Raw genomic sequence first — 10,618 nt, 5'->3', positions numbered from 1 at the left:
ACCGCCGCCCCGTGCCGCGGACGCGGTCGCTCCTCCTGGCGCTCCTCGCCTGGCTGATCCTCGGAGCCGGACTCGGCACCGCGATCGGCGCCGCCACCGCACTCGATCAGGCCGTCGGCCTCCCGCGCCTCGCCGTCGTGTCGATCCAGGCGGTGCTCCTGTCGGCCCTCGTGGTGCCCGCGATCGTGCTGCTGCGGCGCCGGAGCGGCCGTCGGAGCGTCTCGAGCCTCGGGCTGAGCCGGCACGTGCTCCGCCCGCTCACGCTCGGCGCCGTCGTCGGCGTCGGATCGGGGCTCGCCGTCTGGCTGCCCGCGGCGCTGGCCGGCTGGATCCGCGTCGAGTCCGTCGATCCGCTCGCCGTCGCCGGATTCCTGCTGCTGAACGGCGCGGTGATCACGCTCTACGAGGCGCTGCCCGAGGAGCTCGCCCTGCGGGGCTCGGTGTGGACGGACCTCCGCGACGGGTGGGGGCTCGTCGTGGCGACCGCGGCCACGACCGCCCTCTTCCCGCTCCTCGTGCTCGTGATCGGCCCGGTGGAGTGGGCCGTGACGACGCTGCTGGGAGGGACGGCCGCCGCGCCGTCGCCGACCCCGTCGGGGGGCGATCCGATCGCGTACGTGCTGCAGCTGGTGCTGTTCGGGCTGGCGCTCGTCGCGGCCCGGCGGCTGCCGGTCGAGGGGCCGCTGCTCGTCGCGATCGCGTTCCACGCGACGCAGCTCACCGTCACCCGCACCCTGCTCGGCGGGATGCCGTGGGCGCCGTCGGGGTGGACGGTCGAGTTCGTCGAGCCCGACGCGATCGCCCTCGTGCTGGTCCACGTCGTGGTGGCGGGCGCGGCCTTCACCGGTCTGCGGTGGTGGTCGCAGCGGCGCCCTCAGTAGGCGGAGCGCTCGGCGACGCCCGTCCCGAGCACCGCGGCGGCGCCGGCGGCGATCAGCGACAGGTCCGTGGCGACCGCGACCCGGTCGAACCCGAGCGAGCGGAGGAGCCCGCCGCGCACCGGATCCCCCGCGAACGCGCCGGTGCCCCTCCCCGCGCGGCGGGCGGCGGCGACGATCCTCGGCAGCGGGTCTCCGGGAGCGTCGGCGGCGAGGAGGTCGGCGAGCTCCACTCCGAGCCCGATCGCGAGATCGAACGGCCCCACGAAGACGCCGGCGACGCCCGGCACCGCGAGGATCCGCTCGACCTCGTCGAGGCCCGCGCGGGTCTCGATCATGACCCACAGCTCCGGCCGCGCCTCGGCCGCCGAGGGGGCCTCCCCGCCCCGGAGGTCGGCCATCGGCCCCCAGCTGCGGCGCCCGGCCGGCGGGTAGTGCGCGGCGGCGGCCGCCGCGCGCGCGTCCTCCGCCGTCTCGATCATCGGCACGATCACGACGTCGGCACCGGAGTCGAGCGCCCGGCCGATCAGGGCGTCCGAGAGCTCCACGACACGGACGGCGACGGGCGGCCGCTCGCGCAGGACGGCCAGCGCCTGCATCGTCGCGAGAACGGCCGCGTCGTCGAACGCTCCGTGCTGCGCGTCGAGGCAGATCCAGTCGACTCCGGACGACGCGATCCGCACCGTCGTGCCCGGCTCCCCGAGTCGGCACCAGACACCGTCGGCGCGTCCGTCGGGGAGTCGTGGCTGTGCATCCATGCCCCCGATCCTCGCTCACGGGAGCGGGAGCACGGTCACTCGCCGAAGTGCGTCTCCTTGTGCGGGGCTCCGGAGCGGTCGTACGTCGTCCAGACGCCGACCTGCCGGCCCCGGTCGAAGGAGCCGCTGCGCATCAGCGTGCCGTCGAGGCGGAACCACTCCCAGTGCCCGTGCAGCTCGTCGTCGAGCATCCAGCCGCGGCCCCGGATGCTGCCGTCCTTGTGCAGCGCCTCGTGCGGTACCGGCTCCGACATCGCCACCCCTTCCTCGCGGTCCGCTCGATCCTCGTCCGGAGCGCCCGCAGGGGCAAGGCCCGGCGCTCCCGCACAGGACGGACCCCGTCACTCACGCGCGCGGCAGCACCCCGACCAGGGACGCGGTGAACGCGGTCTCGAGCGCCGTGCGCAGATCGAGGTGCAGCACGCCGAGGTCGGGCTCGTCGGCGTACGCGGCGTGACGGGTGCACGGCCGGGAGCCCCTCGCTAGGCTCCCGACCGGAAGCCCGCCCCCAGCACGAGGAGTCGCCCGTGAGCACCGACCCGACCCCGCTCGACGTCACCTTCACGGCCCCGATCGGAGTGACGGTGAAGGGCGACCTCTGGTCGTGCGTCGAGGTCCCCGACTCCGCCGCCCTGCTGGGCACGGGGAGGACCGTGCGGGTCGTCGCGACGATCGACGCCCTCCCGCTCACGGCGGGACTGCTGCCCACCGGCACCGGCGGTCACATGCTCTCGATCAGCGCGGCACTGCGGAAGAAGCTCGGCAAGGAGCTGGGCGACGAGGTGGTCGTCCATCTCCTCGAGCGCCTGAGCTGAGCACGACCGGGCGGCGGCGTCCGGCGGTCACGCGAGGGCGGCGCACCCCCCGCACGGGGTCGCGCAGGCAGGACGGGTCCGGCCCCGCTGCGAACACAGGTCGCCCTACGGTGGAGGCATGTCCCGCTCCCAGCGCCTCGGCGCGACCGTCGCCCTCGCCCTCCTCCTGACCGGCTGCACCTCGGCGGGAGGGTCCGACGGCGGCTCCGACGTCGACGAGATCGACACCGCCCCGGCCGCCGGCGTCGAGGTCGCGGGCGACGGCTACCTCTACTCGGTGCCCGAGGGCTGGGACGTCCCCGACACCGATCCGTCGACGATCGGCGCCGACACCCTCGCCGCCGACCTCACCGACACCGACGGCTTCTCGGACAACGTCAACGTCGTCCTCAGCCCGGCCGGCGCCGTCACCCCGGAGCAGGTCGAGGGAGCCGGCGCCGACGAGCTCGAGGGCGCCGGAGCGACCGACGTCGAGGTCCGCGACCGCGTCCAGGTCGCCGGGGCGGAGTCGGCGCACCTCAGCGCCGCGCTGACCGCGCAGGGCGCGTCGTACAGCATCGAGCAGTACTACCTGACGCAGAACGAGCAGACCTACGTCGTGACCTTCTCCTTCAGCCCCACGGTCGAGGACGACGACCGCGAGGACCTCGCCGAGTCGGTGCTCGCCTCCTGGTCCTGGTCCTGATCGAGGGCTGACCGCGGGTCCGACCGGGCCTGATCGGGCCCCTCCTCCGATCGGCCGAGGTCCCGGCGGAGGGATCCGCCGCCCGACGGAGGTGCCGCCCGCGACCGCCGGTTAACGTCGGAGGATGAGCTCGTCGACCGGGGAGAAGCAGACCTACCTCGGCGTCGCGGTCGCCTTCCTCGGGCTCGCGGTCGCCCTCGGCATCACGCTGGACAACTGGGCGCTGGCGCTGCCGTTCGCCGCCATCGCCGTCGCGTTCGTCGCCCTGGGGACGGAGCGGTCGAAGCGGGCCGGGAGCACGGGGTCCCGATCCGACGACGACGCGGACTGACGCCCCTACGACGCGGGTGGTCGCGCTCTCTCGACGTGTTTCCGGCGCGCGTGCGACGCGTGCCGTCGCGCCCCTAGGGTGTGCCGAGGCCGCCGCATCACGGCCGCACAGGAGAGATCATGGGCCACCTGCACTACGGCACCGAGTCGTTCACCCTCGAGGACCGGGCGCTCTTCCACCTGCAGGTCGTGATCGGCGTCAAGCTGCGGCGGAGCGAGGCGTTCTTCGTCTCGTGGCGCCCGGAGCCCGAGTCGATCGAGGGCCGGCACGCGCTGTGGATGGACAACGGCGTGCCGATCCACTTCGAGTACGCCAGCAGTCGCTCCCCGAGCATCAACCGGGACTGGATCGAGCACCTGGTCCTCGCGGCGAACAGCGCGGGCGGACTGAACCTCGCCGACGAGCGCAACGCGGAGCCGACCGAGTCCTGAGCCGCGCCCGCCGTCACGCCCGGTGGCGGAACCAGTCCAGGAGCAGCTGCGCGCGCGACGGCTCCTCCCACCGGGTGCGGCGCCGCAGCGGCGTCGCGAAGAAGTCGTCGTAGCCGGGGGCGGCGCGCAGGTCGGCATCCTCCGGGGTCGGGAAGCCCATCGACCACTGCGGGAACCGCCGGGCGTCGATCGTCTCGCTCAGCAGCCGCTGCACGTCGGTGTGCCGCTCGTCGGCCTCGATGATCCGGTAGCGCTCGCGCACCTGCTCCTCCTCGCCCTCGAGGACCTGCATGAAGCGGCCGGACTTGAAGAGGAGCATCCCGGTGAGCCCGCAGCGCTCGTTGTTCTCGCGGCTCTGCCGCAGCAGCGCGGCGAGCGCCGACTCGTCGAGCTCCGCGGTCGCGGTGCTCACATAGGTGAGGGACAGCATCAGCGTCCTCCTCCGTTCTCCTGGTCGCGGCGGACGACGAGCACCGTGACGTCGTCGTCGGGGGCGATCTCGTCGATGAGGTCCGAGAGCTCGGCGAAGAGGGCGCCGTCGTCGGCGCACCGCCGGACGAGGTCCGCCAGGTCGTCGAGAGCCGACAGTGTGCCGTCGTAGAGGTCGAGCGCTCCGTCGGAGCACGAGACGAGGACCTCGCCGGGCAGCAGCGTCGTGGTGCGGGCCTCCCAGCAGATGCCCTCGCCGATCCCGATCGGGAAGTCGGAGGAGGTCAGCCGCTCGACGGAGCCGTCGGCGCGCAGGATCGCCGTGAGCCCGTGGCCGGCGTCGGCGTAGCGGATCCCGCCGGTCGCCGTGTCGACGCTCGCGTGGAACAGGGTGGCGAAGGTGCCCGTGGCCGAGAGGTCGGCGAGCAGCTGCTCGTTGACCGCCGCCACGGCCGCCTCCGGCTCCCAGCCGGGTCGCGCCTGGAAGGCGGACCGGACTGCCGCCGCGACGAGGGCGGCGGAGTAGCCCTTGCCCATGACGTCCGCGAGGGTCGCGTCGACGCGCCCCTCGGTCGCCGAGACGGCGAAGTAGTCGCCGGCGACGTCGGAGTGCGGCCGCGTGAATCCGGAGAAGGAGAAGCCGTCGCCGTGCCGGAGCGGCGCGGGCAGCATCTGCTGCTGCGTCCAGGCGGCGCGGTCGACGGCGCGGAAGTGGATCAGCTCGCGCTCGACCCAGAGGCCGAGCTCGTCGAGCAGGTCCTGGTCCTCGGGGCTGAGATCGCGCGGCTCCGTGTCGACGAGGCAGATGGTGCCCACGCGCGCGCCCTCGGCGACGCTCAGCGGGCGGCCGGCGTAGAAGCGCACGTGCGGCGGGCCGGTGACCGACCCGCGGTGGGCGAAGACCGGGTCCTCGAGCGCGTCCTGGACCACGACGATGTCGGGCTGCTGGACGACCACGTCGCAGAACGAGTCGGCTCGCGGAGTGAGGCGCGAGCCGCCCGGACGCTGCGGCGACTTCGTGAACTGGTGGTCCTGGTCGATGAAGTTGATCTCGGCGATCGGCACGCCGAACAGCTCCCTGGCCATCCGCGTCACCCGGTCGAACCGCTCCTCGGGCCCGGTGCCGACGATCCTGAGGTCGTCCAGCGCCGCGAGCCGGATGCGCTCCCGCACCGCCGCTCGATCCATCGGTGCACTCTGCGTCACGTGTCGGCGCCTCTCCCCTGGGACCCCGGTCGATGGCCGCCGGGGAATGCCCTCCGACTCTGGCAGACAACCTGTCCGCGCTTCGGCGCGAGGACGCCCAGGTACCCCTGACGGGGGCGCCGCACCTGTCGCGCGGCACCCCTCGGAGGAGTCGCCCTAGAGCGGACGGGGCCGGTACCGCTCGATCAGCGTGTCGAACAGGGTGTTCATCCGCTCGTCGACGACCCGGCGGGACGCGTCGGCGTCGTACCACTCGACGATCTCGCGGGCCCCGTCGCTGAAACGGACGGAGGGCGAGTACGCGGGGACGAGAGCGCGGATCTTCGCGTTGTCGAAGACCATGGAGTGCGCCTTGTCGCCGATGATCCCGGCGCCGAGCTCGGGATCGGCCGCGGCGATCGCGTCGGACGGGACGTGCACGAGGCGGGCCTCGGTCCCCGCCGCCGCCGCGAGGTTCTGGTGGATGCGGTCCCACGTGGGCGTCTCGTCGCCGGTGATGTGGAACGCCTCGCCGATCGCGGCCGTCGCGCCGAGCAGTCCGACGAGTCCGACCGCGACGTCACGGCTGTGGGTCAGGGTCCAGAGCGAGGTGCCGTCGCCCGGGACGACCACTTCGAGGCCGCGCCGCATGCGGTCGATGACGGTCCAGCCTCCGTCGACCGGCAGCGCCGTGCGGTCGTAGGTGTGCGAGGGCCGCACGATCGTCACCGGGAAGCCGGTGCGCCGGTACTCGGCGACGAGCAGGTCCTCGCAGGCGATCTTGTCCTGCGAGTACGACCAGTAGGGGTTCCGCAGCGGAGTCGACTCCGTCACCGGCAGCCGCGCCGGGGGCTTCTGATAGGCCGAGGCCGAGCTGATGAAGACGTACTGGGCCGTGCGGCCGGTGAACAGGTCGATGTCCTGCTGCACGTGCTCGGGGGTGAAGGCGGCGAACTCGATCACGGCGTCGAAGCGCTCGTCGCCGAGCGCCTCGCGCACGCTGGCGGGATCGCGGATGTCGGCGGTGAGGGTGCGGGCCCCCTCCGGGAGTGGACGGAGCGAGGTGCGCCCGCGGTTGAGCACGGTCACCTCGAGTCCGACCTCGAGGGCGCGGCGGACGCCCTCCGAGCTGATGATGCCCGTTCCTCCGATGAACAGAACGCTGAGCGGCACGGCTGACCCGACCTTTCGTTGAGGGAGGTGCGCGGTCCCGGCCGCGGGAGGCGGGGGACGTCGACGTGCACCGTCGTCCATCCCCTCACATCGCGGGCGGCGGCGCCAGGGGGTTCCGGAGAGCGCTGTCACGGAGGCGGAGGCGCTCGACGCGTCGCCGCCGCTCCGGGTCGGGACTCCCGGCGCGGGCGGACGCGGGCGGCACGAGCGGACGCGGGACGGGCTCCTGCCCCCGACCAGAGCCCGGATGACGTCCGGTCACGAGAACCGCCCGACCGCGAGTGGACGCGAACCGGGCTCCCGCGCCTGACCAGAACCCGGATCGCGTCCAGTCACGAGACCCGCCGGCACCGAGTGGACCCGGAACGGGGCCCGACGTCGGACCAGCGCCCGTCCCGCGTCCGGTCACGAGCCCCGGGGACCGCGAGTGGGCGCGGAACGGGGCCCGACGTCGGACCGGCGCCCGGAACGGGGCCGCACGCAGCGACTCCGCCCGGGAACGCCGGAGGGCGCGGAGCCCGATGAGCCCGCGCCCTCCGACTCGACCACGCGTCAGCTCGCGGCGACGGCGATCTCGTTCGGGGTGACGCCCAGCTCGGCGCTGGAGACGACCTCTCCAGTGGTCAGATCGACCGCGTGGATGCTGTCGGCCGCCGGGTCGGTCACGTACGCGAGGTCCCCCGCGACCGTGATGGCGGGGTGCGGGTCCTGCCACTCGACGGGGCTCTCCCACGCGTCGACCACGGGGTACGAGTCGGTGATCCCTCCGGTCTCGGGATCGATGACGTGCACCGCTCCGTCGGAGCCGATCAGGTAGGCGAGGTCCTGGGGCCCGCGGGCGACGCCGCGGAAGGTGTACTCGACGCCCTCGGGGAGGTCGACGACGTCGAGGGTCTTCGCCTCGGTGTCGATCAGGGCGAGGCGGTGCAGGAGGTAGCCCTCGGCGTCCTGGTCGTCCTTGTAGTCGCCGACGACGATCGGGCTGGTCTCGCTGACCCACGCGTTGCCCATGCGGCCGTAGGGCTGGTCGGGCGCCTCGAGCTTCGTGATCGCGCCGTCGTCGTAGACGAGTGCGCCGTTCTCGCAGCCGAAGACCACGACCTCGCCCTCGGCCGTGCCCTCGCCGTGCACGCCGGGGCACTGGTCGTTCGTCGCCACCACGGCACCGGAGGCGTCGCGCACCTCGATGCCGGTGCGTCCGTCGGCGGTGCCGACGGTGGTGAGGAAGGTGCCGTCCTCGAGGACGATCGAGACGCCGTGGTGCGCCTCGACGCCCGCGATGGTCTCGACCTCGGGCTCGCCCTCGGCGGAGGCCAGGTCGGCGGTCTCGATGATCGTGGTGTCGCTCGTGCCGTCGGCGTAGAGGATCGTCTTCCCGCCGTGCCGGACGACGTGGCCGGGGGTGTCGGCCGGGAAGACGACGTCGGTGAGCTCGGGCTCGCCGTCAGCGCCCGCCGCGGTGTCGAGGAGCTGGAAGCCCTCGCTCATGGTGACCATGACGTGCCGGCCGTCGCCGGCCGGGTTGAGCCGGGTGAACTCCTCGGAGTCCAGGTCGGCCACGGTCTCGAGGGTCTCTCCGTCGAGGACGAGGATGCCGCCCTCGTAGGCGACGGCGACGCGGGTGCCCGAGGCGGAGGCGGTCGCGGTCGGGTCGGCGGTCGGGTCGGCCGCGGGGGCGCCGCTCGAGGAGCAGGCCGCGAGGGTCGCGATCGTGCCGAGGGCGAGCAGGCCGAGGCCCGCGCGTCGGAGGCGGGGGGTGCGCATGGTGATGTCGTTCTCCTGGTGGTGGTCGTGGACGCTCAGGGCGAGAGTCCGGTGGCGATGCGCTGCGTGTTCACGCGCATCATGGCGAGGTAGTCGGGGGCGCCGCCCTCGGGGCCCGTGAGGGACTCCGTGAACAGCTCGACCACCTCGACGCGGACGTCGGCTTCGCTCGCGAGCGCCTGGACGAGGCGGTCGGGAGACGAGGACTCCGCGAAGATCGTGGGGACGCCGGTCTGCTCGACGGCCTCGACCAGGTCGGCCAGGTCGGAGGCGGACGGGGCGGCGAGGGTCGTGCCTCCGGGGATGACCGCGCCGACGACGTCGAAGTCGAAGCGGTCGGCGAGATAGCCGAAGACGTGGTGGTTGGTGACGAGGGCACGGCGCTCGGCGGGGATCGCGGCGAACGCGGCCGTCATCTCGGCGTCGAGCGCCTCGAGCTCGGCGCGGTACCCGGCGGTGCTCCGCGCGATCGCCGCCGGCTCCGCTCCGTCCAGCTCGGCCAGCACGGGCTCGAGCGCGTCGACGACGTCGATCATGCGGGCGGGGTCGGTCCAGAAGTGCGAGTCGGGGCTGCCCTCGGCGTCGTCGGAGCTGTAGTCGAGCACGTCGATCGCGTCACCGGCGACGAAGGCCGCGACGTCCTCGTCGGCGGCGGCGTCGAGGTGCTGCTGCAGTCCCTCCTCGAGGCCCAGGCCGTTCGAGACGACGAGGTCGGCCGAGCGGAGCCGCGCGGCATCCTGGGCCGAGATCTCGAAGGAGTGCGGGTCGGCGTCCGGCTTCATCAGCGTCACGACCTCGACCTCGTCGCCGACGAGGCGCTCGACGACGTCGCCGAGGATGTTGGTCGAGACGATCACGAGGGGGCGGTCGTCGGCCGCGGCGGAGCAGCCCGACAGGGCGAGCAGGACGGCGGCGGCGAGGGAGAGGCGGAGTCGTCGCACGGTCATCGCCCCGTCTCGGCGGTGAAGGCCGGCTCGGTCGCCGTGGCGAACGAGCGCGCGAGGCGGGCGTCGTCGGCGTAGTCGATCTCGTGGAGGGCGCTCTCGGCGGGCGCACTGAGGTAGGCGCGCTGCTGGTCGGCGACGAGCGTCGGCGCGAGACCGGCGGCGAGCGACTCCACGACGAGCGGCTCCGTCTGCGACAGCACCGCTCCGTCCGCTCCGTCGAGCACGAGCACGCGGCCGTCCTCGGCGAGCGCGAGCACGTGGTCGTCCTCGTCGTCGACCGCGGTCACCTGCACGAGGGGCGACGGAGCCGGCAGCAGGGTCCACGAGCGGGCCCGGGTGTCGAGCAGCCAGATCCCCTCGGTGCCGGCGAGCCCGGCGACCGCGGGCCGGCCCTCGCGGTTCGCGAAGCTCGTGGCGGCGGGCGCGGTGGCGCCGTCGGGGTACGGGATCCGCTCGATGCTCAGCTCCTCGCCCTCGACGGTGGCGAGCAGCGCGCCGTCCGCGCAGCCGACGACGGCGCCGACACGGGTGGTGATCGTCCCCGCCGGCTGCGGGCAGTCCTCGACGAGGCCGGTGGGCTCGCCGTCGGCCGTGTACCCGGTGACGGCTCCACCGCCCTCGGCGACCAGCGCGAAGGATCCGACCGGCACGACCATCCCGGCGCCCGGCTCGGCGTCGAGGCGGAACGACTCCCTGATCTCCCCCGTCGACAGCGCCTCGGTGTCGAGCAGCACCGCCTCGCCCGACTCGGGGAAGAAGAGCCCGGTGCCGCCGGACGTCGAGAGGTTCGTCGTGGCGACGACCGCCTCGCCCTCCCCCTCGACCGTGCCGAGGAGCCGCGGGTCGGCGCGGTAGTAGTGGAAGTGGTCGACGTGATCCCAGGTCCAGACGCCGCTGTCGACGACCTCGACGCCGTCGGCGGTCTGCGCGAACAGGTAGCGCCCGTCGGTCGTCATCGCCGTGGGCGCGCCGATCGCGCCGAGCTCGGCGACGCTCTCGTCGAGCAGATCGAGGTGCGAGACGGCTCCCTCCGGGTCGATCCAGGTGAGCCCGAGGCGGGGCTCGGCGAGCTCGGCGGCTCCCGAGACCGCTCCGTGCCCGTCGCCGGCGGCGTCGGCGGCGGGCGGAGCGGCGTCGGTCGAGCAGGCGGTGAGGCCGAGGGCGAGGGCGCCGAGGAGGAGGGTGGAGCGGGAGCGCACGGGGTCCTTTCGAGGGGGAGGAG

Annotated in this window: 13 protein-coding genes; 5 read left to right on the top strand and 8 right to left on the bottom strand. The window is 73.8% G+C overall.

Going from position 1 to position 10,618, the window contains the following annotated elements; translation table 11 throughout:
- A partial coding sequence (locus NB037_RS16785) for a CPBP family intramembrane metalloprotease (RefSeq protein WP_251947802.1) occupies positions 1 to 881 on the top strand: 881 nt, incomplete at its 5' end.
- Here NB037_RS16785 and NB037_RS16780 read toward each other — a convergent pair.
- Both NB037_RS16780 and NB037_RS16775 read right to left on the bottom strand, forming a co-directional pair.
- The gene (locus NB037_RS16780; RefSeq protein ID WP_251947799.1) at positions 875 to 1,636 is read right to left on the bottom strand and encodes an HpcH/HpaI aldolase family protein; all 762 of its coding nucleotides are present in this window, start codon (positions 1,634 to 1,636) and stop codon (positions 875 to 877) included. The genes NB037_RS16785 and NB037_RS16780 overlap by 7 nt on opposite strands.
- A 35-nt stretch (positions 1,637 to 1,671) precedes the next feature.
- Positions 1,672 to 1,890: a toxin-antitoxin system YwqK family antitoxin gene (locus NB037_RS16775; protein ID WP_251947797.1), complete on the bottom strand. Its 219-nt coding sequence runs from the start codon at positions 1,888 to 1,890 to the stop codon at positions 1,672 to 1,674.
- Positions 1,891 to 2,163: 273 nt separating this feature from the next.
- On the opposite strand from NB037_RS16775, the gene NB037_RS16770 reads away from it, so the two are divergent.
- The 4 genes from NB037_RS16770 to NB037_RS16755 all read left to right on the top strand — a co-directional run bounded on the left by NB037_RS16770 (position 2,164) and on the right by NB037_RS16755 (position 3,898).
- On the top strand, positions 2,164 to 2,451 hold the full coding sequence (locus tag NB037_RS16770; RefSeq protein WP_251947796.1) for a DUF1905 domain-containing protein: 288 nt from the start codon (positions 2,164 to 2,166) through the stop codon (positions 2,449 to 2,451).
- Positions 2,452 to 2,569: 118 nt separating this feature from the next.
- Entirely contained in the window at positions 2,570 to 3,136 is a 567-nt protein-coding gene (locus NB037_RS16765; protein ID WP_251947794.1) for a hypothetical protein, read from the top strand.
- Between the two features lie 124 nt (positions 3,137 to 3,260).
- Positions 3,261 to 3,467, top strand: coding sequence for a hypothetical protein (locus NB037_RS16760; protein WP_251947793.1), 207 nt, complete (start codon positions 3,261 to 3,263; stop codon positions 3,465 to 3,467).
- Positions 3,468 to 3,586: 119 nt separating this feature from the next.
- Positions 3,587 to 3,898: a DUF7882 family protein gene (locus NB037_RS16755; protein ID WP_251947792.1), complete on the top strand. Its 312-nt coding sequence runs from the start codon at positions 3,587 to 3,589 to the stop codon at positions 3,896 to 3,898.
- A gap of 13 nt (positions 3,899 to 3,911) precedes the next feature.
- Here NB037_RS16755 and NB037_RS16750 read toward each other — a convergent pair whose 3' ends face one another.
- The 6 genes from NB037_RS16750 to NB037_RS16725 all read right to left on the bottom strand — a co-directional run.
- Positions 3,912 to 4,328 (bottom strand): BLUF domain-containing protein, encoded by a 417-nt coding sequence (locus tag NB037_RS16750; protein WP_251947791.1) that lies wholly within the window; start codon positions 4,326 to 4,328, stop codon positions 3,912 to 3,914.
- Entirely contained in the window at positions 4,328 to 5,515 is a 1,188-nt protein-coding gene (locus NB037_RS16745) for a PP2C family protein-serine/threonine phosphatase (RefSeq protein ID WP_251947790.1), read from the bottom strand. Before NB037_RS16745 ends, NB037_RS16750 begins: the two co-directional genes overlap by 1 nt.
- A gap of 174 nt (positions 5,516 to 5,689) precedes the next feature.
- Positions 5,690 to 6,685, bottom strand: coding sequence for an SDR family oxidoreductase (locus NB037_RS16740; RefSeq protein WP_251947789.1), 996 nt, complete (start codon positions 6,683 to 6,685; stop codon positions 5,690 to 5,692).
- A 552-nt stretch (positions 6,686 to 7,237) separates the two neighbouring features.
- A complete protein-coding gene (gene aztD / locus NB037_RS16735; RefSeq protein WP_251947788.1) occupies positions 7,238 to 8,449 on the bottom strand; it encodes a zinc metallochaperone AztD in 1,212 nt (403 codons plus the stop codon).
- Positions 8,450 to 8,484: 35 nt separating this feature from the next.
- The gene (aztC, locus tag NB037_RS16730) at positions 8,485 to 9,396 is read right to left on the bottom strand and encodes a zinc ABC transporter substrate-binding protein AztC (RefSeq protein ID WP_251947787.1); all 912 of its coding nucleotides are present in this window, start codon (positions 9,394 to 9,396) and stop codon (positions 8,485 to 8,487) included.
- The coding region (locus tag NB037_RS16725; RefSeq protein WP_279309045.1) for an ABC transporter at positions 9,393 to 10,618 on the bottom strand (1,226 nt) is incomplete at its 5' end. The genes NB037_RS16725 and aztC, both read right to left, overlap by 4 nt.

This window comes from Rathayibacter rubneri (assembly GCF_023743255.1).
Classification (GTDB): domain Bacteria; phylum Actinomycetota; class Actinomycetes; order Actinomycetales; family Microbacteriaceae; genus Rathayibacter; species Rathayibacter rubneri.
The sequence above is the reverse complement of the archived record's forward strand: the minus strand, read 5'-3'. Positions and strand labels throughout refer to the sequence as shown.